Below are 24,280 nucleotides of genomic sequence, written 5' to 3' on the forward strand. Positions count from 1 at the left end.
AAAATCAATTATTCACCTTTATTTTTTTTGATGATTTCTTCACTGATGCTCTTAGGCACTTCTTCGTAGTGATCCATGTGCATAGTGAAAGTACCGCGTCCTTGTGTGTTAGAACGGAGTGCAGTAGCATATCCGAACATTTCAGAAAGTGGAACCATAGCGCGAACAACTTGAGCGTTACCGCGAGCTTCCATACCTTCTACACGTCCACGACGAGATGTGATATCACCCATGATGTCTCCCATGTATTCTTCAGGGATAACAACTTCCACTTTCATCATTGGCTCAAGTAGAACTGGGTTACATTTGCTGACAGCATTTTTCAATGCCATAGATGCAGCAATTTTGAACGCCATTTCGTTAGAGTCAACATCGTGGTAAGATCCATCAAATAATTTTGCTTTGATGTCGATTAATGGGAATCCAGCTAATACACCATTTTCAAGTGAATCTTCAAGACCTGCTTGAATTGCTGGGATGTATTCACGTGGAACAACCCCACCGACGATTGCATTTTCAAATTCGAATCCTGCGCCTTCTTCGTTTGGTTCGAATTCGATCCAAACGTGTCCGAACTGACCGCGTCCACCAGACTGACGTACGAATTTACCTTCAACTTTTGCACCAGAACGGAATGTTTCACGGTACGCAACTTGAGGCGCACCTACGTTAGCTTCAACCTTGAACTCACGCTTCATACGGTCAACAATGATATCAAGGTGAAGCTCACCCATACCAGAGATGATCGTTTGACCAGTTTCAGGGTTTGTTTGTGTACGGAATGTTGGATCCTCTTCAGCTAGTTTAGCTAAAGCGATACTCATTTTATCTTGGTCAGCCTTAGATTTAGGCTCGATAGCTACATCGATAACTGGCTCTGGGAATTCCATAGACTCAAGGATAACAAGATTTTTCTCGTCACAAAGAGTGTCACCAGTAGATGTATCTTTAAGACCTACAGCTGCTGCGATATCCCCTGCATATACAGTAGAGATTTCTTCACGGCTGTTTGCGTGCATTTGAAGGATACGTCCAACACGTTCACGCTTGTTCTTAGAAGAGTTCTTCACGTATGAACCAGAATCAAGTGTTCCAGAGTACACGCGGAAGAAAGTTAGTTTCCCAACATAAGGGTCAGTCATAACTTTAAATGCAAGAGCTGCGAATGGTGCGTCATCAGTAGACTCACGAACAACCTCTTCATTTGAATCTGGCAGGATACCTTTGATTGCAGCAACATCAGTTGGTGCAGGAAGGTAGTCAAGCACAGCGTCAAGTACAAGCTGAACACCTTTGTTTTTGAAAGCAGATCCAACAAGAACTGGGTAGAATTCAACATTCAATGTTCCTTTACGGATTGCAGCTTTCAATTCAGGAATTGTGATTTCTTCACCCTCAAGGTATTTTTCCATAAGCTCTTCATCAAGCTCAGCGACAGCTTCAATTAGGCTGTTGCGAAGCTCTTCAGCTTTGTCTTTATACTCAGCAGGGATTTCTTTAGCATCAGAGCGAGTTCCAAGGTCATCTTCGTAGAAGTATGCTACGTTTTCTACAAGGTCGATGATTCCTTCGAATTGATCTTCAGCGCCGATCGGCAATTGAATTGCATGAGCGTTCGCTTGAAGACGATCTCTTAATGTGCTTACAGAGTAAAGGAAGTCCGCACCGGTTTTATCCATTTTGTTAACGAATACGATACGAGGTACTCCGTAAGTTGTTGCTTGGCGCCAAACTGTTTCAGTTTGTGGCTCTACACCTGATTGTGCATCAAGAACAGCAACCGCACCATCAAGTACACGTAAAGAGCGTTCAACTTCAACAGTGAAGTCTACGTGTCCTGGTGTATCGATGATGTTTACACGGTAACCTTTCCATTGTGCTGTAGTAGCAGCAGAAGTGATTGTAATACCACGTTCTTGCTCCTGCTCCATCCAGTCCATTTGTGAAGCTCCTTCGTGAGTTTCACCAATTTTATGGATACGACCAGTGTAGTATAAGATACGCTCAGTCGTTGTCGTTTTACCGGCATCGATGTGAGCCATGATACCAATATTACGAGTTTTGTCTAAGGAGAACTCTCTTGCCATTGGGTAATTTCTCCTTCCTCATTAGGGAATAGTTTTTTTAGTTTGGTATAAATCCTACCAGCGGTAGTGAGCGAATGCTTTGTTCGCTTCTGCCATTTTGTGTGTATCTTCACGTTTCTTAACAGCAGCACCAGTGTTGTTAGCTGCGTCAAGGATTTCGTTAGCAAGACGCTCTTCCATCGTTTTTTCTCCACGAAGACGAGCGTAGTTTACTAACCAGCGAAGACCTAAAGTAGTACGACGGTCTGGGCGAACTTCTACAGGAACTTGGTAGTTAGCTCCACCTACACGACGTGCTTTAACTTCAAGAACTGGCATGATGTTTTTCAAGGCTTGTTCGAAAACCTCCATCGCTTCATTACCAGTACGTTCTTTGATGATATCAAATGACTTGTAGAGAATTGTTTGTGCTTTTCCTCTTTTACCGTCGATCATCATTTTGTTGATCAAACGAGATACAAGTTTAGAATTGTAAATTGGATCTGGCAATACGTCTCTTTTTGCTACAGGACCTTTACGTGGCATCTGAATAGCCTCCCTTCTCTTTTAAAAGGATTTCTATCTGTCTCTCATCTCAATATCATTGTCAGCTTCCTGACTCCACTGATCTGATATCAACTTCTAAAAACCCTTATGTTTGTTTGTATTATTTGCTTTGTTTAGGGCGTTTTGTTCCGTATTTAGAACGTCCTTGCATACGACCGTCAACTCCGGCAGTATCAAGCGCACCACGAACGATGTGGTAACGTACACCCGGTAAGTCTTTTACACGTCCGCCACGGATAAGTACTACACTGTGCTCTTGTAGGTTATGTCCGATACCAGGAATGTAAGCTGTTACTTCAATCAGGTTAGACAAACGTACACGAGCATATTTACGTAGTGCTGAGTTTGGTTTTTTCGGTGTCATTGTACCGACACGAGTACAAACCCCGCGCTTCTGTGGAGATGTTACGTTAGTGTGCTCTTTTTTGAAACTGTTGTATCCTTTGTTAAGTGCAGGAGACTTTGAGTTTTCAACTTTACTCACGCGTCCTTTGCGTACTAGCTGATTAATTGTAGGCATGTTGTTATTCCTCCCTTCATTACTTTTTTTATAACCCACATACCCAGGTGGTTCATCAAAAGGCAAAAAACAATGCTTTTGCATTTTAAGCATGCAAAAACAAAACAAGTACGTTATAACATAATGGCAACAGCTGCTGCCCCAACTTCAATTCCGCAGGCCTTGCCGAGCTTTTTCATGGAATCTACCACTAAAATGTCTACACCCTTCTCTTGCGCTAGTTTCAATACACTAGCAGTTAAAGCAGGATCAGCATCTTTCGCTACGACGACTTCCTTTACTGAATCTCGTTTTAGAGCTTTTACTGTTTGCTTCGTACCAATAATAATGGATTGAGCCTGTGATACTTTATCATAAGACATCGAATATCCTCCAAAGTAACAGGTTTTATTTTGAGCACCTTGGTTATATTATCATCATGGCAGAAGGATGTCAATATCGTATGACAGATTATCTTGACATCCTTCACCATTTTTGATGATTTTATAGGAATCTCACGAGAAAGATTACTCTACAGGAACCATATCGTCAGACGGCTGCACTTGCGATACCGGCTTAACTTTACGGTAGTTTGGCATTCCCGTTCCAGCAGGAACAAGTTTACCAATGATCACATTCTCTTTCAAGCCAAGCAGTTCATCACGTTTTCCTTTGATCGCCGCATCTGTAAGGACACGAGTCGTTTCTTGGAAGGATGCTGCAGACAAGAATGAGTCTGTTTCAAGCGAAGCTTTTGTAATACCAAGAAGAACTGGACGGCCTGTTGCAGGACGTTTGCCTTCGAATAGTACTTTTTTGTTCGCTTCAGTGAATTGATGTACATCAAGAAGTGTGCCTGGTAATACGTCTGTATCCCCTGCATCAGCGACACGCACTTTACGAAGCATTTGGCGAACCATTACCTCTACGTGCTTATCTCCGATTTCTACCCCTTGCATACGGTATACTTTTTGTACTTCATGAAGCAGATATTCTTGAACAGCTGTCATGTCAGTCACTTTAAGAAGTTCTTTCGGATCGATCGAACCTTCTGTAAGTACTTGACCACGAGTAACTGTGTCACCTTCAACAACTTTCAGACGTGCATTGTAAGGAGCTGTGTATGAGCGAGTTTCAACTTCGCCTTGAACCACAATTTCCTGCTGCTTGTCACGAACATCGTTAATTTCAGCAACGACACCATCAATTTCAGAAATTGTCGCTTGCCCTTTCGGATTACGCGCTTCAAATAGCTCTTGGATACGAGGTAGACCTTGAGTGATATCGTCTCCTGCTACCCCACCGGTGTGGAACGTACGCATTGTAAGCTGTGTTCCTGGCTCACCGATTGATTGTGCAGCGATGATTCCAACTGCTTCACCGACTTCAACGTCAGTACCAGTTGCAAGGTTACGGCCGTAGCATCGTTTACATACACCATGAGGCGTGTTACATGTAAATGCAGAACGGATCCATACTTCCTCAATTCCTGCTTCAACTACTTCAAGTGCTTTATCTTCATCAATTAGTTCGTTTTCGGCTACAATGACTTCGCCTGTTTCAGGATGAACAATTGGTTTTCTTGCAAAACGTCCAATCAGACGTTCTTCAAGTTTCTCAATAATTTCATTTCCTTCTTTAATAGACTTCGCCAAGATTCCACGGTCTGTACCGCAATCTGTTTCACGGATAATGACATCCTGTGCAACGTCAACGAGACGACGCGTGAGGTAACCTGAGTCAGCTGTTTTAAGGGCTGTATCGGCAAGACCTTTACGCGCACCGTGAGTGGAAATAAAGTATTCCAATACGGTTAAACCTTCACGGAAACTAGATTTAATCGGAAGTTCAATGATACGTCCAGCCGGGTTGGCCATCAGACCACGCATACCAGCCAGCTGAGTGAAGTTAGATGCGTTACCACGCGCTCCAGAGTCACTCATCATGTAGATTGGGTTGACTTCATCAAGGGACTTCATCAGTTTACCTTGGATCACATCTTTAGAAGAACTCCAGATTGAAATAACTCTCTCATAACGCTCTTCTTCAGTAATCAAACCACGTCTGAATTGCTTCATGACGTTATCTACTTTTGCTTGTGCTTCTTCAAGAATTTGCTGCTTATCATCTAATACGACGATATCAGACACACCAACCGTAATACCGGCTTTAGTAGAGTATCTGAAACCAAGATTTTTCATGCGGTCAAGCATTTTAGATGTCTCAGTGATATGGAATCTCTTAAAGATTTCTGCAATGATTTTACCTAAAATACCTTTTTTGAACGGCGCATTGATTTCTTGTTTCTCGATCGCAGCTTTTACATCCTCACCTTTTTCAAGGAAGAAACGATCAGGCGTTTTTTCTTCAATATTGCTCTTTGTCGGCTCATTCATGTATGGGAATGATTCCGGTAAGATTTCGTTAAAGATCAGTTTTCCAACTGTTGTAATCAACAATTTAGAACGCTGTTCATCAGTGAATGTCACATTCTTCAACGAGCTAGCTGCAACAGCTACACGTGTATGAAGATGCACATAACCATTTTGATAAGCTAGAAGGGCTTCGTCAGTATCTTTGAAGACCATACCTTCTCCGATAGCACCTTTGCGCTCAAGTGTAAGGTAGTAGTTACCAAGCACCATATCCTGAGATGGCGTAACAACTGGTTTTCCATCTTTCGGGTTCAAAATGTTTTGAGCAGCAAGCATTAAGATACGAGCTTCAGCTTGAGCTTCAGCAGACAATGGTACGTGAACCGCCATTTGGTCACCGTCAAAGTCAGCGTTGTAGGCTGTACATACAAGTGGATGCAGACGAATTGCGCGTCCTTCCACAAGTGTAGGTTCAAACGCTTGAATACCAAGTCTGTGAAGAGTCGGTGCACGGTTTAGTAAGACTGGATGCTCACGAATAACTGATTCTAAAACATCCCATACTTCCGGCTGCACGCGCTCAATTTTACGCTTCGCACTCTTGATATTGTGAGCTAATCCTTTTTCAACAAGCTCCTTCATCACGAATGGTTTGAATAATTCAAGAGCCATTTCTTTAGGAAGTCCACACTGATACATTTTCAAATGTGGTCCTACGACGATAACGGAACGTCCAGAATAGTCAACACGTTTACCAAGCAAGTTTTGACGGAAACGTCCTTGTTTCCCTTTCAGCATGTGAGAAAGAGATTTCAATGGTCGATTTCCTGGTCCTGTTACTGGTCGGCCTCTACGTCCATTATCAATCAAGGCATCGACAGCTTCTTGAAGCATACGCTTCTCGTTCTGAACGATGATGCTTGGCGCGCCAAGATCTAATAAACGCTTCAGACGATTGTTACGGTTGATGACACGACGATAAAGGTCGTTCAAGTCAGAAGTAGCAAAACGTCCACCATCAAGCTGAACCATTGGACGTAATTCTGGCGGAATAACCGGAAGTACATCAAGAATCATCCAAGATGGTTTGTTTCCTGAGTTACGGAAGGCTTCTAACACTTCAAGACGTTTGATCGCACGTGTACGGCGCTGTCCTTGAGCAGTTTTCAGCTCTTCTTTCAGTGTATCCACTTCTTTTACAAGATCGATATCTTGAAGAAGTTTGTTGATTGCTTCTGCACCCATAGCCGCTTGGAATGTATTACCGTATTTATCTAAATAAGCACGGAATTCTTTCTCAGAAAGAAGTTGTTTCTTCTCAAGCGGTGTATTGCCCGGATCTGTCACGACGTAAGAAGCGAAGTAAATCACTTCTTCTAACGCACGTGGTGACATATCAAGAACAAGACCCATACGGCTTGGGATACCTTTGAAATACCAAATGTGGGAAACTGGGGCAGCCAGTTCGATATGCCCCATTCTCTCACGACGGACTTTTGCCCGTGTTACTTCTACACCACAACGGTCACATACAACACCCTTATACCGAACGCGTTTATACTTCCCACAATGACATTCCCAGTCTTTTTGCGGTCCGAAGATACGTTCACAAAAGAGACCATCTTTTTCAGGTTTCAGTGTACGATAGTTAATCGTTTCAGGCTTTTTCACTTCACCAAAAGACCAAGAACGGATTTTATCAGGTGATGCGAGACCGATGTTCATATACTCAAAATTGTTCACATCTAGCAAGGGGCCTACCTCCCTTTTAATCTTCGGGTTATACCCTAGTCACTTGCTCTAATCGTTTCTGCTATTCTTTTGTGACTGCGTCACGTTCAAGATCGACAGGTGCGAGGTCTGCAGCTTCTTCGTCATTAGATAACGCTAATCCGTCTGCTTTCTTCGTTTCCTCATCGTCTTCTAAATCTCTCATTTCTATCTCTTCTTCATCGCCAGATAGGATTTTCACATCCATACCTAAACTTTGAAGTTCTTTGATTAACACTTTGAATGATTCAGGGACACCTGGTTCAGGTACGTTATCCCCTTTGACGATGGCTTCGTATGTTTTCACACGCCCCACAACGTCATCCGATTTAACTGTTAAGATCTCTTGAAGTGTATATGCTGCACCGTAAGCTTCAAGTGCCCATACTTCCATCTCTCCGAAACGCTGACCACCAAACTGTGCTTTACCGCCAAGTGGCTGCTGCGTAACAAGTGAGTATGGTCCAGTTGAACGAGCGTGAAGTTTATCGTCAACCATGTGAGCCAGTTTGATCATGTACATGATTCCGACAGATACACGGTTGTCGAATGGTTCACCAGTTCGACCGTCATAAAGGACTGTTTTCGCATCACGGGACATACCTGCTTCTTCAAGCGTTTCCCAAACATCTTCCTCGCGCGCACCATCAAATACTGGTGACGCAATGTGGATGCCGAGGTAACGTGCAGCCATACCCATATGAAGCTCAAGTACCTGACCGATGTTCATACGAGATGGTACCCCTAGAGGGTTCAACATGATATCGATCGGTGTTCCGTCTGGAAGATAAGGCATATCTTCTTCTGGAAGGATTTTAGAGATAACCCCTTTGTTACCATGTCGTCCGGCCATTTTGTCACCTTCAGAAATCTTACGCTTCTGAACGATGTATACGCGGACTAATTGGTTTACACCTGGAGGTAATTCATCTCCATCTTCACGGTTGAAGACTTTTACATCGTGGATAATTCCGCCGCCGCCGTGTGGAACACGTAGTGACGTATCACGAACTTCACGAGCCTTTTCACCGAAGATTGCATGTAATAGACGTTCTTCAGCTGTTAGTTCAGTTACACCTTTAGGCGTTACTTTACCTACAAGAAGGTCTCCGTCTTTTACTTCTGCACCAATACGGATAATTCCGCGCTCGTCAAGGTTGCGTAAAGCATCTTCCCCAACGTTTGGAATATCACGAGTGATTTCTTCAGGTCCAAGCTTTGTATCACGAGCTTCTGATTCATATTCTTCAATATGAATAGACGTGTAGACGTCATCTTTTACAAGGCGCTCACTCATGATGATCGCATCCTCGTAGTTGTAACCGTCCCAAGTCATGAAGCCGACCATGACGTTACGTCCTAGAGCCAATTCACCTTTTTCCATAGAAGGACCGTCTGCAAGGATTTCCCCTTTAACGACTTCATCTCCAACACTTACGATAGGACGCTGGTTGTAGCAAGTCCCTTGGTTAGAGCGGACAAATTTCAGCAGGCTGTATTTGTCAAGGTTTCCTTTGACTTGTTGTCCGTCAACGTCTTCATAACGGCGAACCCAAATATTTTTTGCTTCTACACGTTCTACAACACCTGGGTAGCGGCAGATGACAGCAGCACCAGAGTCTTTACCTGATACGTACTCCATACCTGTACCAACAATCGGTGATTCTGGCTGCATCAAAGGCACAGCCTGACGCTGCATGTTCGCTCCCATTAGAGCACGGTTAGAGTCATCGTTTTCTAAGAATGGGATACATGCTGTCGCTGCAGAAACAACCTGCTTTGGCGAAACGTCCATGTAGTCAACGCGGTTTCGAGGAACAACGGTGTTTTCCCCTCTGAAACGAGCAATGATATTATCATCGATAAACGAACCATCATCAGCTAACTGAGCGTTCGCTTGTGCTACTACGTAGTTATCCTCTTCATCAGCAGTTAAGTAATCGATTCTCGGTGTTACTTTACCAGTCTCAGGATCAACCCGGCGGTAAGGTGTTTCGATAAATCCGAAGCGATTCACTTTTGCAAATGAAGATAGAGAGTTGATCAAACCAATGTTTGGACCCTCTGGTGTTTCGATCGGACACATACGTCCATAGTGAGAGTAGTGAACGTCACGAACTTCCATTCCTGCACGCTCACGTGTCAAACCACCCGGTCCAAGCGCTGACAGACGACGTTTGTGCGTCAATTCAGCAAGCGGGTTTGTTTGATCCATGAACTGAGAAAGCTGAGAGCTACCAAAGAACTCTTTGATAGAAGCGATCACAGGACGAATGTTGATCAGCTGCTGAGGTGTGATCGTGTTTGTGTCTTGAATCGACATTCTTTCACGAACAACACGCTCCATTCTGCTTAAACCAATACGGAATTGGTTTTGCAGAAGTTCACCTACAGAACGCAGACGACGGTTACCAAGGTGGTCGATATCATCTGTGTCACCTACACCATGAAGAAGGTTGAAGAAGTAACTGATTGATGCAATGATGTCAGAAGGCGTGATGTTTTTCACAGCTTCCTCTACATATGCATTTCCAATCACGTTGATCACTTGCTCGCCTTCTTGATCAGTCGGTGCATAAATCTTAATAGATTGAAGTTCTACTTCATCTTCTACTACGCCACCATTAGGATAAAGCTTTCTAAATCCGATGCCGTTTTCTAAGTATGGAAGAACTTTATCAAGAACTCTTCTGTCTAAAATTTGACCTTTTTCTGCTAGAATTTCACCTGTTTCAGGATCAACTAGCGTTTCAGCCAATTTTTGATTGAACAGTCTATTTTTAATATGAAGCTTCTTATTAATCTTGTAGCGTCCAACATTTGCTAGGTCATATCTCTTCGGATCGAAGAAGCGAGAGTCTAGCAAGCTTTTCGCATTTTCAACAGTTGGCGGCTCTCCAGGACGGAGGCGCTCGTAGATTTCGAGAAGTGCTTTATCGGCATTCTCTGTATTGTCTTTTTCCAGTGTGTTGCGTAAGTATTCATTCTCGCCAATGAGGTCAAGAATCTCTTGATCAGAGCTGAAGCCGAGAGCACGCAAAAGAACCGTAACCGGCAACTTACGTGTGCGATCGATGCGTACATAGACTACATCCTTCGCATCAGTTTCGTATTCTAACCATGCGCCACGGTTTGGAATGACAGTCGCAGTAAAACCTTTTTTACCGTTTTTGTCTACTTTACCACTGAAATATACACTTGGAGAACGCACTAACTGAGAAACGATTACACGTTCCGCACCATTAATGATAAAAGTACCTGTGTCTGTCATGATTGGGAAATCACCCATAAACACATCTTGGTCTTTTACTTCTCCAGTTTCTTTGTTAATTAAACGAACTTTTACTCTTAGTGGAGCAGAGTAAGTTACATCACGTTCTTTTGATTCTGCTACAGGATACTTAGGATCCCCTAGGCTGTAATCAATGAATTCAAGAGAAAGGTTACCAGTAAAATCCTCAATTGGGGATATATCTTGAAACATCTCTCTAAGACCCTCATCAAGAAACCACTGATAAGAAGAGGTTTGAATTTCAATGAGATTTGGTAATTCTAACACTTCGCTTATGCGTGCGTAGCTTCTGCGCTGGCGGTGTCGTCCATACTGAACTAGTTGACCTGTCAACTGATTCACCCCTCAAATCATGCGTATTATATGTGTAAAAAGTATTTCTGTCTTTCAAATGTCAGTAAAGAAATACTTTTACAAGACAAAAGAAAAAAGGGTTTCTAAAATAAGAAAACCACATCCAAAAACAAATACCGATTTTATTAGTTTTCCCAAGTATGCATAATTTATACAAAATAGTTGTTTTTTAAGCCTATCAAGCAAAATATACACATTGGCATTTTATAATGTTAACACAGCTAGGAAACTGCGTCAAACTTTTTTAGCTTTGATTATATAGTAGCCCTTTTTTTTCAACACAACCTCGACTTCTCCAAAGAGCTGCTCTAATTTTTCAATCGCAGATGGTCCACCTTGCTTTTTCTGAATAACCACCCACAACTCACCTTCCGGCAATAAATGATCAGCACTTTTTTCAAAGATCGCATGTACAACTTTCTTCCCTGCCCGTATTGGGGGATTGGTCAGTATAGAGGCAAAAGCAGCTGAGGAATGAACATTCGAGAACAAATCACTTTGATAGATGCGAACATTATCAATGCGATTATGTTTAGCGTTTTCCTTTGAAAGTTCGACTGCTCTTTCGTTCACATCAATCATATGAATGGTACGGCTAGTCATTTCGTTTGCTAACGATAAGCCAATCGGTCCATAACCGCAACCGACATCTAAGACATCGCCATCCAAATCAGGTTCTTCGAAAGCTTCAATTAAAAGCCTTGAACCAAAGTCGACTTCTTTCTTAGAAAACACTCCACTGTCACTTGTAAAAGTAAAGGTACGGTTTCTCAAGGTGAAGTCCCATGTCTGTTTATTGCTTTTTACTGATGGCTTTTCCGTATAATAGTGGTCACTCATGGTGAATGGACCTCCTCTGGATTCAATCGTTTCAGGAGATTAGAAAAGAAAAAGCCCGCCAGTAAAAGCGAGCTTTCCCAAAAGGATAGGCGAAGATTACTTAACTTCTACAGAAGCGCCAACTTCTTCAAGCTTAGCTTTAAGTTCTTCAGCTTCTTCTTTAGCAATACCTTCTTTAAGTGGTTTTGGAGTGTTGTCAACAAGTTCTTTAGCTTCTTTCAAGCCAAGACCAGTGATTTCACGAACCACTTTGATAACTTTAATTTTTTGGTCTCCAGCACCAGCAAGTACTAGATCAAAATCAGTTTTTTCTTCAGCAGCAGCACCGCCACCAGCAGCTACAGCTACAGGAGCAGCAGCAGTTACGCCAAATTCTTCTTCGATTGCTTTTACTAAGTCGTTTAACTCAAGTACAGTTGCTTCTTTAACTGAAGCAATGATTTCTTCGATATTTAAAGCCATTTGTAATTCCTCCATTTTAAGTTTTTTTACGTAAACGTAAAGTACGCATTAAGCGCCTTGTTCTTCTTTTTGATCTGCAACTGCTTTAGTAGCAAGAGCAAGGTTACGAACTGGAGCTTGAAGAACGCTAAGCAACATAGAAAGTAAGCCTTCGCGAGACGGAAGTTCCGCAAGAGCCTTCACTTCTTCTACAGTCGCTACGTTTCCTTCGATGACACCAGCTTTGATTTCTAAAGCTTCGTGGCTTTTCGCAAATTCGTTGATGATTTTCGCAGGTGCGATAACATCTTCGTTACTGAATGCGATAGCGTTTGGACCTGTTAAGAAATCGTTTAAACCCGTTAGTTCAACTTGTTCAACTGCACGGCGAGTCAAAGTGTTTTTGTAAACTTTGAATTCTACGCCAGCTTCACGAAGCTGTTTACGAAGTTCAGTCACTTCAGAAACTGAAAGACCGCGGTAATCTACAATGACAGTAGACATACTATCTTTAAATTTAGAAGTAATTTCATCAACGACAACTTTTTTAGTATCGATTGCATTGCTCATGGTTACACCTCCTGTACATTCTTTGTGTAACACTTATACCGATCAGGCCATCACGTTCCTAACGAACGGTTCTCCATATAAAAAGCCTCCATTAAGACATGGAGGCTGTATATACAAGCATACGTTAACGTAAGACTGTGACATATACACCTCGGCGGGTTATTTAAGCCATAAGGCCCCTGCTGTCTACGGTATAAATGGACATTATTCTATTTTACAACATTTTGATATTATCAAAATGGTTGTCATAAGTCAAGAATTATTTTGCAGAGAAAGAAGATGGATCCACTTTCACGCCAGGGCCCATAGTAGATGTAACAGAAACGTTTTTCACGTATACACCTTTAGCCGCTGCAGGTTTTGCTTTAAGGATTGTGTCATAGATTGTTGCAAAGTTCTCAACAAGCTTTTCGTCCTCGAAAGAAACCTTTCCGATTGGCGCGTGGATGTTACCAGCTTTATCAACGCGGTATTCTACTTTACCAGCTTTGATTTCATTGATTGCCTTTTCAACTTCGAACGTTACAGTTCCTGTTTTAGGGTTTGGCATAAGACCTTTTGGTCCAAGTACACGACCGATCTTACCAACTTCACCCATCATGTCAGGTGTCGCAACGATTACATCGAATTCGAACCAGCCTTGTTGGATTTTAGTGATGTAATCAGAATCTCCAACGTAGTCTGCTCCAGCAGCTTCTGCTTCTTTTGCTTTTTCGCCTTTAGCGAACACAAGAACGCGTTGAGTTTTACCAGTTCCGTTAGGAAGTACAACTGCACCGCGGATTTGTTGATCGTTTTTACGAGGGTCTACGCCCAAACGAAAAGCAACTTCTACAGTCGCATCAAATTTAGCTGTATTTGCTTTTTTTGTAAGAGAAACAGCTTCAGCTACATCATACGCTTTCGTACGATCTATCAGCTTAGCAGCTTCTACATACTTTTTACCTTTTTTAGCCATTATAAAAATCCTCCTTATGTGGTTTTAGCGGAATAACCTCCCACGAATAAGGGTTGCGAACTTGTCAAAACCAAACTCGCAACCCAACAAGACAAAAAATTAATCTTCGATGACAATACCCATACTGCGTGCAGTACCTTCAACCATGCGCATAGCTGATTCAACGCTAGCAGCGTTTAAGTCAGGCATTTTTGTTTCCGCGATTTCGCGTACTTTATCACGCTTAACAGTTGCCACTTTATTACGGTTAGGTTCACCAGAACCAGACTCAATACCAGCTGCTTTTTTAAGTAAAACTGCAGCAGGTGGAGTTTTAGTAATAAATGTAAATGAACGGTCTTCAAAAACCGAAATTTCAACAGGAATGATAAGACCAGCTTGGTCAGCTGTACGAGCGTTAAACTCCTTACAGAATCCCATGATATTAACACCGGCTTGACCTAGTGCAGGTCCAACTGGTGGAGCTGGGTTAGCTTTTCCAGCAGGAATTTGCAATTTAACAACTTTAACTACTTTTTTAGCCACGAGACACACCTCCTTAAAGTCCGTGATGTGGTAATAGGGGAATCCCCCTCCCACTCAACAACTTCATTCTTTATATGAATGACGAAATAACTAGCTAGCGATCTTGAGTGAACTCAAGACGTACCTTTGCTATATTACCACTTCTATACACTCATTTCAAGCTCTTTTAAATTACAATTTATCGATCTGCGTGAACTCAAGTTCAACAGGTGTTTCTCTACCAAACATATTAACGAATACTTTGACTTTGCTTTTATCGTAGTCAATTTCTTCAATGGAGCCAGTGAAGTTAGCAAATGGTCCATCGATGACCTTAACTGTTTCTTTCAGTTCAAAGTCGATTTCTGTTTTGCGTTCTTCAAGACCCATTCTCTTCAGAATGGTTTCGGCTTCGCCTGGCAGCAGCGCAGTCGGCTTTGATCCTGATCCAGCTGATCCAACGAATCCAGTGACACCCGGTGTATTACGAACGACATACCAAGAGTCGTCAGTCATCACGATTTCCACTAGGACATAGCCAGGGAACACTTTCTTTTTGACGACTTTTTTCTTACCATTTTTAATATCGGTTTCTTCTTCTTCTGGTACGACGACGCGGAAGATTTTATCCTGCATGCCCATTGATTCAACACGCTTTTCCAAGTTCGCTTTTACTTTGTTTTCATAGCCAGAGTACGTATGCACAACATACCAATTCTTTTCCATTTTCGTTCAGGACTATTTAGTCCTTCCCTCCCCACATTTCATAATGTCTATTTGACGAATCTCGAGTACCGGTAAATATTTTCAAGCAATTGAAAAAACCCGTAAAACGGGTTTTTTGGCAAGTCATATTATGATCTATTATAGCACGTTCAGCAGACCATTATTCAAGTATTAATGAATTAATTCGATTAATTGTGAGATTCCTATATCAAGAAAAGAGAAAAAGATGGCAAAGAACACGACTGTTAAAATAACAGTGATTGTGTAGCGGACCATTTCGTTCTTCTTTGGCCAGCTGACCTTTTTCATTTCTTTTCCGACACTTTTTAAGAAACTGATAATACGCATGTAAAAGACCTCCACAGATTAAAGAACGCAAATCTTACTTCGTTTCTAAATGTGTTTTATGTGAATTACAAGTCTTGCAATATTTCTTAACTTCTAATCTTTCAGCTGCTGAAGCAACACTTTTCATTGTCGTATAATTGCGGCTTCCGCAGTCTTTACAGGCTAGAGTAATCTTTTTCCTCATATTTACACCTATTTTCTCGACATCATTTCATTAGTACCTTATCACAGTGTCGAAAAAGCTGTCAATATAGGTTTGATTAGAGACTAATCTCGCGAAGCTCTAAATATTTCTCTAATTTTCTCTTTACTCTTTGGAGTGCGTTATCAATTGATTTCACATGACGATTTAAATCTTCAGAAATCTCTTGATAGGATCTGCCATCAAGATAAAGCACAAGTACCTTTCTTTCCAGCTCGCTTAGCAGTTCACCCATCTTCATTTCGATATCATCAAATTCTTCTTTGCTAATGATTAAGTCTTCTGGGTTAAGCGCTTTAGCGCCGGAAATGACATCCAATAATGTTCTGTCCGATTCTTCATCGTAGATCGGCTTGTCTAATGATACATAGGAATTTAACGGGATATGTTTTTGGCGAGTAGCTGTTTTAATTGCGGTGATAATTTGGCGGGTAATACATAATTCTGCAAAAGCCTTAAATGAAGTAAGCTTGTCCTCTCTGAAATCGCGGATAGACTTATAAAGTCCGATCATTCCCTCTTGGACAATGTCCTCTCGATCCGCTCCTATCAAGAAATAAGATCTTGCTTTCGCACGTACAAAATTGCGGTATTTCGTTATTAAATAATCTAGCGCATCACTATCTCCGACATGAACCCTTTCAATGACTTGTTCATCTTCCAACTGGCAAAATTGCTCTCTGATGGACTTACCCTTGCTGTTGTTTAGATTCACTTCGATCCCCCCGACCGCACCTAGATAGAAATATTATACATTAATGGTTGAAATATCGTCAAGCTATTCCAGATTCCCGCGCCGCCATTTTTCAAACGTTTTCAATACATCTTCTGACAATTCAATCTTAGATGCTGGTTTATCAGAAGTAATCTTTTTGACCCTCGTTTCAATCTTTCGTTCTATCACTTCAATCTCTCTTAAAAGCTCACGAGCCGACTTCCGAAGAGCTCCTTGTCCAAAAATAGCCCATTGTTCCGTAAAATCTGAGGTTGCCACATGAATTTGCGTCCGGATATTATTCAAATCCTGCGCCAGCTTTTCAATCCGCTCATCCGCCGTTTCATTCTCTCTTGTAAAGATGACCTCTACTCGGTGGTTAGTCCGCTTCTTTTCAATTCCTTTGACCATATGGGCATCGAATACGACAATGACTCGATACCCTGTGTATGCTTGATATTCTGCTAAATGTTGAATCAGCACGTCTCTGGCTTCTTCAAAGCTGTTTTCCTTTAAGTGCTGCAGCTGAGGCCATGCACCTATCATGTTGTATCCATCGACTAAGAGGATATCCATCTCTATTCTCCTAACGGATAACGTTTTCGATACACTTCATACATCAATAGACCAGCCGCAACTGATGCGTTTAACGAAGTAACCTTCCCGGCCATAGGCAGTTTAATCAGAAAATCACACTTTTCCTTAATCAATCGGCCAATTCCTTTTCCTTCACTGCCAATCACAAGAGCCAGCGGCATTGTACCATCAAATTGTCTGTAATCCTGTTTAGCAGACGCATCTGTTCCCGCAACCCAGATTCCTCTTTCTTTCATTTCATCAAGGGCTCTTGAAAGATTGGTCACTTTTGCAACAGGAATATGCTCAATTGCTCCAGTGGATGCCTTAGCAACTGTTGTTGTTAGACCGACCGCTCTCCTTTTCGGAATGACAATCCCGTGTGCACCTACAGCATCTGCCGTACGCATAATAGATCCTAAATTATGCGGGTCTTCAATTTCATCTAAAATCAGAAAGAAAGGCTGTTCATTCCGCTTTTCAGCGATTTGATACAGATCATCTAATTCTGCATATTCATATGCTGCTACTTGTGCAACGATTCCCTGGTGCTGACCTGTAACCATTTGATCAAGCTTTTTCCTCGGAACATACTGAATGGTGATATTTTGCTTTTTAGCGAGTTCAATGACCTGCTGGGCTTGTCCTTTTACAGTGTTTTCTGCCATCCAGAGCTTGTATAACTCCCGATCTGACTTCAGTGTCTCAATCACTGCATTTTTCCCAATGACATAATCATGTTGCTGACTCATTTGTCTTCCTCCCTGACGTTCCGATTTCAATCGCCTGACCAATCAGCTCTTCTAAGCGTTCGTCCTGCTTTTCGATAAATAAATAACCCATAAGCGCTTCAAACGCTGTACTATAACGATACGTTTGAACGTCTGTGTTTTTAGGCACTGTGCCTGATTTTGCGTTTCTTCCTCTTTTCAGCACCGCTTCTTCTGCTTCAGTGAAAAAGCCTTGCTGCTGAAGCGTAAATAAAATAGCAGCCTGTGATTTAGCTGAAACAATTTTGCTTGCTCGTTTGTGCAGCTCATTTGGTTTTGTCGCCCCCGTTTGGAGGAGGTGATGCCTCACATATACTTCAAAAATGGCATCACCTATATAAGCCAGCGCAAGTCCGTTCAGCTGTTTACCGTCTTTCAGCTTTTCAAAATTCAACATTGCCTATTCTCCTCTTTTCCAGCGAGTACCTTGAGGAGTGTCCTCCAACACAATATTCATGTTCTTTAATTGATCACGAATTTGATCAGATAGGGCAAAGTCACGATTTCTTCTAGCTTCATTGCGTTTTTCAATTAACGCTTCTACCTCTTCGTCAAGCGTGTGCTTTTCTTCTAATGAGAAGCCGAGAACAGACGTAATTTCTTGGAACAAGCCGATAAATGCCTTGATCACTTCCTCCGAAGTATGATCATTTTCCATATAATAATTCGCCTGTTTCGCTAATTCGAATAAAACAGAGATCGCATTTGCCGTATTGAAGTCATCGTTCATTTCAGAAATAAATGTCGCACGCTGCTCTTCAATTTTTGCCAGCCATTCAGCATTGTCTTCCGTGATATTTGTGCTGCTCTCTAGACGATGATGTAAATTCGCATACGATGTCTTGAGTCGGTTAAACGCACTCTTTGTACTTTCTAATAAATCCATTGAGTAGTTAATTGGGTGACGATAGTGAACCGACAACATAAAGAAGCGGAGCACATCAGGATCTTGTTCTTTCACAATGTCATGCACCAGCACAAAGTTGCCAAGTGATTTTGACATTTTTTCATTATCGATATTAATATACCCGTTATGCATCCAATACTTCGCAAAAGGCTTCCCTGTCAAAGCCTCAGATTGGGCAATTTCATTCTCATGGTGAGGGAATGTTAAATCCTGTCCGCCAGCATGAATGTCGATCGTATCACCTAAATATTTTTTGACCATTGCCGAGCATTCGATGTGCCAGCCTGGGCGTCCTTTGCCCCACGGGCTATCCCAAGAGATTTCCTGATCCTTTGCAGCCTTCCAAAGAGCAAAGTCCAGCGCATCTCGTTTCTTTTCACCTACACGAATACGAGCACCTGTCTTCAGCTCATCAATTGATTGGTGAGAAAGCTTTCCATAACCTTCAAATGAGCGTGTGCTGTAATACACGTCACCATCTGCTTCATAGGCGTAGCCTTTTTCAATCAATGTCGCAATAAACGCAATGATATCATCCATATTTTCCGTCACTCGCGGGTGAAGGTCTGCTTTTTTGCAGCCGAGCGCACTGACGTCTTCGAAGTAGGCTTGGATAAACCGGTCAGCAATTGTCGGCACATCTTCTCCGAGTTCGTTGGCTGCTTTGATGAGTTTATCATCCACATCTGTAAAGTTTGATACAAAGTTCACATCGTAACCGCTGTATTCTAAATACTTACGTACAGTGTCATAAACAATAGCAGGTCTAGCATTCCCGATATGAATGTAGTTATAAACGGTTGGTCCGCACACATACATCTTGACCTTTCCTGGCTCAAGCGGGACAAATTCTTCCTTCTTACGTGTCAATGTATTATAAATATTGATTGTCATGATTGTTCTTCCTTTCTGCTCAATGAAGCCAGCTCACCTTTTAGCTTTTCCATTTCTCGTTCCAATTCTTTGAAACGATCGGAAATTGGATCTGGCAAATCTTGATGATTGAGATCACGATTGATTTTCTTTCCATTTTGAACGACGACTCGCCCAGGTATACCGACAACGGTGGAATGGTCGGGTACGTCCTTTAACACGACCGACCCCGCTCCAATCTTGGCTCCTTTTCCAACTGTAATGGAACCAAGCACCTTGGCACCTGTCGCAATGAGGGCATCGTCTAAAATGGTCGGATGCCGCTTTCCCTTTTCTTTCCCTGTTCCCCCTAATGTCACGCCTTGGAAAACAGTGACGTTGTCTCCAATTTCACATGTTTCCCCGATCACGACGCCCATGCCGTGATCAATGAAGAACCGCCTGCCAATGGTTGCCGCCGGATGAATTTCCACCCCTGTGAAAAAACGGCTGACCTGAGAAATGATCCGCGCAATAAAATACAGCTTCCGCTTATAAAATGCGTGCGCAATACGGTGAGCCCAAATCGCATGAAGCCCTGAATAGGTTAGCACTACTTCAATATAGCTTCTAGCAGCAGGATCTTGATCAAACACAGTATCAATATCTTCTTTCAGCATTTTGAAAAACACATGCTCCCCCCGTTCTTCCCCATGAATCTCTCTTAGGACTTGCTCTCTTTTTTTGGACAAATAAAAAACGCCTCTGCCAAATGACAGAGACGTTTTGAAAACGCGGTTCCACTCTGTTTAGAAAGCTACTTATCTTTCAGCCTTCTCAACTTAATCCCATAACGGAGGGTACCGCCCTTGCATACTAACGTACGTGTTCCTCAAGGGTCTTGAGGGTGCATTTCCAACGTCTGCCCATAAGTCTCTTTCAGCCGGTGGAGACTCTTTCTGTGATGGACGAGTACATTGTACTTCTCCCTCGCAACGATTTCCTTATATTTGTTTAATGCGGTTTAATACCGTTTCTTTACCTAGTAATTCAATACTTTGCGGAAGTTCTGGGCCATGCGTTTGTCCTGTGACAGCCACACGAATCGGCATGAATAGTTTCTTGCCTTTATGCCCTGTTTCTTTTTGTACCGCTTTAATGGCAGCCTTGATTTCATCAGGTGTGAAAGACTCAAGCTGTTCAAGCTGACCTGCAAAAGATTCCATCACTTCTGGTACTTGCTCCTCTGCTAGAACTTCCTTTGCCTCTTGATTATACTCAATTTGCTCCTTAAAGAACAACTCTGTTAACTCAACAATTTCTGCCCCGTAGCTTAATTGTTCGTGATACAGAGAAATAAGTTTGCGTACCCACGTGTTTTCTTCTTCAGTCAGCTGCTCACTTACCTTGCCTGCTTTTTGAAGATGTGGAAGTGTTAGTGCCACAACCTGATCAAGATCAAGTGCTTTCACGTATTGGTTGTTCACCCATTTTAGTTTATGCATATCGAATAGAGCTGGTGACTTAGAAAGTCGGTTTACATCGAAAATGTCGATGAATTGCTCTTTTGTAAACAGTTCTTCTTCGCCTACTGGAGACCATCCAAGTAATGCAATGAAGTTAAACAGGGCTTCAGGTAAATAGCCTAAATTCTTATATTGCTCGATGAATTGAATAATTGATTCATCACGTTTACTTAATTTCTTGCGGTTTTCGTTCACAATCAGCGTCATATGTCCGAATAGCGGAACATCCCAGCCAAATGCATTAAAAATCATGATTTGTTTAGGGGTATTTGAAATATGATCTTCTCCGCGAAGAACGTGAGTCATTTTCATCAAATGATCATCCACTGCTACGGCAAAGTTATAAGTTGGCGTGCCATCTTTCTTCACAATAACAAAGTCACCGATGCCGTCTGTTTCAAATGAAATATCGCCTTTGACCATGTCGTCAAATTTGATGATTTCTCCTTTTGGCACTCGGAAGCGGATACTTGGCTCTCTTCCTTCAGCAATCAGTTTGTCCTCTTCTTCTTTTGATAAATGACTGCATTTACCAGAATATCGAGGCATTTCGCTGCGGGCGATTTGTGCTTCACGCTCTGCCTCTAGCTCTTCAGCCGTACAATAGCACTTATACGCCAAGTCCTTCTCTAACAGTTCGTCATAATATTTCTTGTAAATATCATTACGCTCTGATTGTCTGTAAGGACCGTAACCGCCATCTTTATCAATGCTCTCATCCCAATCAATACCGAGCCATTTCAGGTGGCGAAGCTGGCTTTCCTCCCCGCCTTCTACATTACGCTTTTGGTCCGTATCCTCGATTCGAATAATAAATTTGCCGCCTTGGCTGCGTGCGAACAAATAGTTGAAAAGAGCCGTTCTAGCATTCCCAATATGTAAATGACCAGTTGGACTCGGTGCATAACGAACACGCACTTCATTTCCCATGAGTTTAACTTCCTTTCATCTGCATCATGTTGTCTGACACCAATTTTTTATAAACGTATTTTATCATCAAAACCTATTCTCATCAAAATGGATTTTACTTTTTCTGAAGAAGCACTGTTGCCTGAGAGGCAATTCCTTCTCCTCTTCCTGTAAATCCGAGTTTCTCTGTCGTTGTTGCTTTGACATTCACCTGTGTGACATCTGCCTCAAGCGCTTCTGCAATTTTCTCACACATTGGTTGAATATAAGGTGCCATTTTTGGCTTTTGCGCCATGATTGTGCAGTCAATATTCACAAGTGTGTAGCCCTTTTCTTTCACAAGTGCCCACACATGCTGCAATAATTTAAAAGAATCTGCATCCTTAAACTCAGGATCTGTGTCTGGGAAATGTCTGCCGATATCTCCTTCAGCAATCGCACCCAGGCATGCATCTGCCACTGTGTGAAGCAGTACGTCAGCGTCTGAATGCCCTAGCAGTCCCTTTTCATAAGGAATGGTGACCCCGCCGATAATCAGAGGTCTTCCCTCTGTTAATTGATGTACATCAAAGCCTTGTCCTATTCTCAACATGATCTAGTACCCTCTTTCCGCATCCATAATTGCCTTGGCAACCAATAAATCATCCGGTGTTGTCAGCTTAATATTGGTATAGTCTCCTTGGACAATATACACATTCTCACCTTGTAATTGTTCAACAAGACTGGCGTCGTCTGTTCCAAGGAAGCCTGTCCGCTCCGCATATTCATGCGCCTCTTTTAAAATAGAATGACGAAAAGCTTGTGGGGTCTGGACTGCCCACAAGCTCTGACGTTCAATGGTTTGTTCCACTTTGCCTTCTTGAACGCGTTTGATTGTGTCTTTCACTGGTACCGCTACAACCGCGGAGCCTTTTTCAATCGCTGCTTTAACGAGCAAGTCAATCTGTGTATGCTTAATAAAAGGCCTTGCTCCATCATGAACAAGCACGATGTCCGCATCTTTCACAGCCTTTAATCCTTCGTATACACTTTGCTGACGTTCTTCACCGCCAGTGACAAGTGAAACAGGCGTTTGAAAAGCGTGTACCTTGAGTAGCCTTTCAAAGTCTTGACGCTCCTCTTCATTGATCGCTAGGATCATGCGTTTGCATTGCGCATGAGCGTCAAACACCTTTAGTGTATGAATGATGACCGGCATTCTTTTCAGCTCAATAAAAAGCTTATTACGGCCGGCCTTCATTCGTTTCCCCTGCCCCGCAGCCGGAATAACTACTTCATAATACATGTTCGTTCTCCCTTTAGAGCGCCTTCTCCAGAAGTTTTGGCTTCGCAAAAATCATTCTTCCAGCAGCAGTCTGCAGCACACTTGTGACGAGCACGTCAATGTCTTTTCCAATGTAATTGCGTCCTTCTTCGACCACAATCATCGTACCGTCATCTAAGTAAGCAACACCTTGGTTATGCTCTTTTCCATCTTTGATGACCTGTACCTTCATTTCTTCCCCAGGCAGTACAACCGGTTTAACGGCATTGGCTAGATCATTGATGTTTAACACTGCTACTTTTTGAAGTTCGCATACTTTATTTAAATTAAAATCATTGGTCACAACAACACCTGAAGTTAATTTCGCCAGCTTCACAAGCTTGCTATCAACCTCTTGAATGTCTTCGAAGTCACCTTCGTAAATTTCAACTTTGATATCCAATTCTTTTTGAATACGATTTAAAATATCTAGACCTCTTCGGCCTCTATTTCTCTTTAATACATCTGAAGAGTCTGCAATATGCTGTAATTCCTCGAGTACAAATTGAGGAATGACCATGACACCTTCTAAAAATCCAGTTTGGCAAATATCTGCGATTCTTCCATCAATGATAACACTTGTGTCTAAAATTTTCAGCTTTTTATCTTCTATTTCAGGTTCATCATCAGCTGCTCCCTTTTTCTTTGTGACCTTTGCAGATCGGGAGAACAGCCCTATCATTTCATCCTTCTTCTTAAAGCCTACCTGAAATCCAAGGTATCCTAAAAAGAAAGCCAGGAAAATCGGAATAATGGTACCAAAAATATGATATGGGATATTGTTTAGCGGGATCACGTTTACAATAAGATATGCTAGAATAAGTCCAAATACTAATCCGAAACTTCCAGATATAAGATCAGGAAGAGGCGCCTTCAATAGAGAATCCTCGATCCATTTCACCCAATTTACCACATAACCTGTGCACCATTTACCAATGATGAAGAACACAACGGCTCCTATTAGTGCTGAAGAGTAAGCATTTGTTATGAAAGGTATGTCCTTTACATTTAAAAGCAGAAATAACTCTGGAATGATAAAAATCCCCACAACTGCACCCAAAATGATAAAAAACGCCTGAACGATTCTTTTTAACATACCTTCACCTCCTTTATTTTTCATCTGTCAATCCACCTTCATCTGACATTAATATATGTTTAAGTTTCCTATCATGAGCAACAGAAAACAAAACCATCATTAATATACCCATAT

At 42.0% G+C, this 24,280-nt stretch carries 24 protein-coding genes and 2 other annotated features; all 24 genes read right to left on the minus strand.

All coding sequences use genetic code 11. The features are described from left to right. Positions 1–8: 8 nt before the first annotated feature. Positions 9–2,087 (minus strand): elongation factor G, encoded by a 2,079-nt coding sequence (fusA, locus tag AWT60_RS13795; protein ID WP_041105661.1) that lies wholly within the window; start codon positions 2,085–2,087, stop codon positions 9–11. A gap of 54 nt (positions 2,088–2,141) precedes the next feature. Further along, positions 2,142–2,612, minus strand: coding sequence for a 30S ribosomal protein S7 (gene rpsG, locus AWT60_RS13800; protein ID WP_008356520.1), 471 nt, complete (start codon positions 2,610–2,612; stop codon positions 2,142–2,144). Positions 2,613–2,733: 121 nt separating this feature from the next. Further along, the gene (gene rpsL / locus AWT60_RS13805; protein ID WP_008356518.1) at positions 2,734–3,153 is read right to left on the minus strand and encodes a 30S ribosomal protein S12; all 420 of its coding nucleotides are present in this window, start codon (positions 3,151–3,153) and stop codon (positions 2,734–2,736) included. 113 nt (positions 3,154–3,266) lie between these two features. Beyond that, positions 3,267–3,515, minus strand: a complete 249-nt coding sequence (locus AWT60_RS13810; RefSeq protein WP_024425593.1) for a 50S ribosomal protein L7ae-like protein — start codon at positions 3,513–3,515, stop codon at positions 3,267–3,269. A 144-nt stretch (positions 3,516–3,659) separates the two neighbouring features. Further along, entirely contained in the window at positions 3,660–7,259 is a 3,600-nt protein-coding gene (rpoC, locus tag AWT60_RS13815) for a DNA-directed RNA polymerase subunit beta' (RefSeq protein WP_024425592.1), read from the minus strand. Between the two features lie 61 nt (positions 7,260–7,320). Next, positions 7,321–10,902: a DNA-directed RNA polymerase subunit beta gene (gene rpoB, locus AWT60_RS13820; RefSeq protein ID WP_076839362.1), complete on the minus strand. Its 3,582-nt coding sequence runs from the start codon at positions 10,900–10,902 to the stop codon at positions 7,321–7,323. Positions 10,903–11,157: 255 nt separating this feature from the next. Next, positions 11,158–11,763: a class I SAM-dependent methyltransferase gene (locus AWT60_RS13825; RefSeq protein ID WP_024425591.1), complete on the minus strand. Its 606-nt coding sequence runs from the start codon at positions 11,761–11,763 to the stop codon at positions 11,158–11,160. A gap of 96 nt (positions 11,764–11,859) precedes the next feature. Beyond that, positions 11,860–12,225 carry a 50S ribosomal protein L7/L12 gene (gene rplL / locus AWT60_RS13830; RefSeq protein ID WP_008345418.1) on the minus strand — a complete coding sequence of 122 codons (366 nt, stop codon included), beginning with the start codon at positions 12,223–12,225 and terminating at the stop codon, positions 11,860–11,862. 48 nt (positions 12,226–12,273) lie between these two features. Then, complete coding sequence (rplJ, locus tag AWT60_RS13835) at positions 12,274–12,774, minus strand: 50S ribosomal protein L10 (protein WP_024425590.1); 501 nt, start codon at positions 12,772–12,774, stop codon at positions 12,274–12,276. Between the two features lie 69 nt (positions 12,775–12,843). Further along, positions 12,844–12,984 (minus strand) — a sequence feature (ribosomal protein L10 leader region). A gap of 49 nt (positions 12,985–13,033) precedes the next feature. Beyond that, positions 13,034–13,732, minus strand: a complete 699-nt coding sequence (rplA, locus tag AWT60_RS13840; RefSeq protein ID WP_017359164.1) for a 50S ribosomal protein L1 — start codon at positions 13,730–13,732, stop codon at positions 13,034–13,036. Positions 13,733–13,831: 99 nt separating this feature from the next. Then, positions 13,832–14,257 carry a 50S ribosomal protein L11 gene (gene rplK, locus AWT60_RS13845; protein ID WP_003216956.1) on the minus strand — a complete coding sequence of 142 codons (426 nt, stop codon included), beginning with the start codon at positions 14,255–14,257 and terminating at the stop codon, positions 13,832–13,834. A 171-nt stretch (positions 14,258–14,428) separates the two neighbouring features. Then, the gene (gene nusG, locus AWT60_RS13850) at positions 14,429–14,962 is read right to left on the minus strand and encodes a transcription termination/antitermination protein NusG (protein WP_003217197.1); all 534 of its coding nucleotides are present in this window, start codon (positions 14,960–14,962) and stop codon (positions 14,429–14,431) included. A gap of 171 nt (positions 14,963–15,133) precedes the next feature. Continuing rightward, a complete protein-coding gene (gene secE / locus AWT60_RS13855) occupies positions 15,134–15,310 on the minus strand; it encodes a preprotein translocase subunit SecE (protein ID WP_008345422.1) in 177 nt (58 codons plus the stop codon). A gap of 34 nt (positions 15,311–15,344) precedes the next feature. Beyond that, positions 15,345–15,494, minus strand: coding sequence for a 50S ribosomal protein L33 (gene rpmG, locus AWT60_RS13860; protein ID WP_008356502.1), 150 nt, complete (start codon positions 15,492–15,494; stop codon positions 15,345–15,347). Between the two features lie 76 nt (positions 15,495–15,570). After that, positions 15,571–16,227: an RNA polymerase sporulation sigma factor SigH gene (gene sigH / locus AWT60_RS13865; protein ID WP_008345424.1), complete on the minus strand. Its 657-nt coding sequence runs from the start codon at positions 16,225–16,227 to the stop codon at positions 15,571–15,573. A 63-nt stretch (positions 16,228–16,290) separates the two neighbouring features. Beyond that, entirely contained in the window at positions 16,291–16,803 is a 513-nt protein-coding gene (gene rae1 / locus AWT60_RS13870) for a ribosome-dependent mRNA decay endonuclease Rae1/YacP (protein ID WP_024425589.1), read from the minus strand. 2 nt (positions 16,804–16,805) lie between these two features. Continuing rightward, a complete protein-coding gene (rlmB, locus tag AWT60_RS13875) occupies positions 16,806–17,555 on the minus strand; it encodes a 23S rRNA (guanosine(2251)-2'-O)-methyltransferase RlmB (RefSeq protein ID WP_024425588.1) in 750 nt (249 codons plus the stop codon). Beyond that, positions 17,539–17,970: a Mini-ribonuclease 3 gene (locus AWT60_RS13880; RefSeq protein ID WP_076839365.1), complete on the minus strand. Its 432-nt coding sequence runs from the start codon at positions 17,968–17,970 to the stop codon at positions 17,539–17,541. The genes rlmB and AWT60_RS13880 overlap by 17 nt, the downstream gene beginning before the upstream one ends. A 3-nt stretch (positions 17,971–17,973) precedes the next feature. Next, entirely contained in the window at positions 17,974–19,374 is a 1,401-nt protein-coding gene (cysS, locus tag AWT60_RS13885) for a cysteine--tRNA ligase (RefSeq protein WP_041105656.1), read from the minus strand. Next, the gene (cysE, locus tag AWT60_RS13890; RefSeq protein ID WP_034283914.1) at positions 19,371–20,024 is read right to left on the minus strand and encodes a serine O-acetyltransferase; all 654 of its coding nucleotides are present in this window, start codon (positions 20,022–20,024) and stop codon (positions 19,371–19,373) included. Before cysE ends, cysS begins: the two co-directional genes overlap by 4 nt. A gap of 82 nt (positions 20,025–20,106) precedes the next feature. Beyond that, positions 20,107–20,337 (minus strand) — a binding site (T-box leader). Then, positions 20,337–21,788 carry a glutamate--tRNA ligase gene (gene gltX / locus AWT60_RS13895; RefSeq protein ID WP_218677380.1) on the minus strand — a complete coding sequence of 484 codons (1,452 nt, stop codon included), beginning with the start codon at positions 21,786–21,788 and terminating at the stop codon, positions 20,337–20,339. It overlaps the preceding feature by 1 nt. Positions 21,789–21,882: 94 nt before the next feature. Beyond that, a complete protein-coding gene (gene ispF, locus AWT60_RS13900) occupies positions 21,883–22,359 on the minus strand; it encodes a 2-C-methyl-D-erythritol 2,4-cyclodiphosphate synthase (RefSeq protein ID WP_003216928.1) in 477 nt (158 codons plus the stop codon). Between the two features lie 3 nt (positions 22,360–22,362). After that, a complete protein-coding gene (gene ispD / locus AWT60_RS13905) occupies positions 22,363–23,052 on the minus strand; it encodes a 2-C-methyl-D-erythritol 4-phosphate cytidylyltransferase (RefSeq protein ID WP_024425583.1) in 690 nt (229 codons plus the stop codon). A gap of 13 nt (positions 23,053–23,065) precedes the next feature. After that, positions 23,066–24,166, minus strand: a complete 1,101-nt coding sequence (locus AWT60_RS13910) for a PIN/TRAM domain-containing protein (RefSeq protein ID WP_024425582.1) — start codon at positions 24,164–24,166, stop codon at positions 23,066–23,068. Between the last annotated feature and the right edge of the window lie 114 nt (positions 24,167–24,280).

Source organism: Bacillus sp. F2HM, assembly GCF_019266135.1.
Lineage (GTDB): Bacteria > Bacillota > Bacilli > Bacillales > Bacillaceae > Bacillus > Bacillus safensis.

What these genes read in the sequence shown, in the direction of transcription:
- fusA (WP_041105661.1), bottom strand. Translation starts at nt 2,087, where the DNA reads ATGGCAAGAGAGTTCTCCTTAGACAAAACTCGTAATATTGGTATCATG.
- rpsG (WP_008356520.1), bottom strand. Translation starts at nt 2,612, where the DNA reads ATGCCACGTAAAGGTCCTGTAGCAAAAAGAGACGTATTGCCAGATCCA.
- rpsL (WP_008356518.1), bottom strand. Translation starts at nt 3,153, where the DNA reads ATGCCTACAATTAATCAGCTAGTACGCAAAGGACGCGTGAGTAAAGTT.
- AWT60_RS13810 (WP_024425593.1), bottom strand. Translation starts at nt 3,515, where the DNA reads ATGTCTTATGATAAAGTATCACAGGCTCAATCCATTATTATTGGTACG.
- AWT60_RS13825 (WP_024425591.1), bottom strand. Translation starts at nt 11,763, where the DNA reads ATGAGTGACCACTATTATACGGAAAAGCCATCAGTAAAAAGCAATAAA.
- rplL (WP_008345418.1), bottom strand. Translation starts at nt 12,225, where the DNA reads ATGGCTTTAAATATCGAAGAAATCATTGCTTCAGTTAAAGAAGCAACT.
- rplJ (WP_024425590.1), bottom strand. Translation starts at nt 12,774, where the DNA reads ATGAGCAATGCAATCGATACTAAAAAAGTTGTCGTTGATGAAATTACT.
- rplA (WP_017359164.1), bottom strand. Translation starts at nt 13,732, where the DNA reads ATGGCTAAAAAAGGTAAAAAGTATGTAGAAGCTGCTAAGCTGATAGAT.
- nusG (WP_003217197.1), bottom strand. Translation starts at nt 14,962, where the DNA reads ATGGAAAAGAATTGGTATGTTGTGCATACGTACTCTGGCTATGAAAAC.
- secE (WP_008345422.1), bottom strand. Translation starts at nt 15,310, where the DNA reads ATGCGTATTATCAGTTTCTTAAAAAGTGTCGGAAAAGAAATGAAAAAG.
- rpmG (WP_008356502.1), bottom strand. Translation starts at nt 15,494, where the DNA reads ATGAGGAAAAAGATTACTCTAGCCTGTAAAGACTGCGGAAGCCGCAAT.
- rae1 (WP_024425589.1), bottom strand. Translation starts at nt 16,803, where the DNA reads ATGGATATCCTCTTAGTCGATGGATACAACATGATAGGTGCATGGCCT.
- rlmB (WP_024425588.1), bottom strand. Translation starts at nt 17,555, where the DNA reads ATGAGTCAGCAACATGATTATGTCATTGGGAAAAATGCAGTGATTGAG.
- AWT60_RS13880 (WP_076839365.1), bottom strand. Translation starts at nt 17,970, where the DNA reads ATGTTGAATTTTGAAAAGCTGAAAGACGGTAAACAGCTGAACGGACTT.
- cysS (WP_041105656.1), bottom strand. Translation starts at nt 19,374, where the DNA reads ATGACAATCAATATTTATAATACATTGACACGTAAGAAGGAAGAATTT.
- gltX (WP_218677380.1), bottom strand. Translation starts at nt 21,788, where the DNA reads ATGGGAAATGAAGTGCGTGTTCGTTATGCACCGAGTCCAACTGGTCAT.
- ispF (WP_003216928.1), bottom strand. Translation starts at nt 22,359, where the DNA reads ATGTTGAGAATAGGACAAGGCTTTGATGTACATCAATTAACAGAGGGA.
- ispD (WP_024425583.1), bottom strand. Translation starts at nt 23,052, where the DNA reads ATGTATTATGAAGTAGTTATTCCGGCTGCGGGGCAGGGGAAACGAATG.
- AWT60_RS13910 (WP_024425582.1), bottom strand. Translation starts at nt 24,166, where the DNA reads ATGTTAAAAAGAATCGTTCAGGCGTTTTTTATCATTTTGGGTGCAGTT.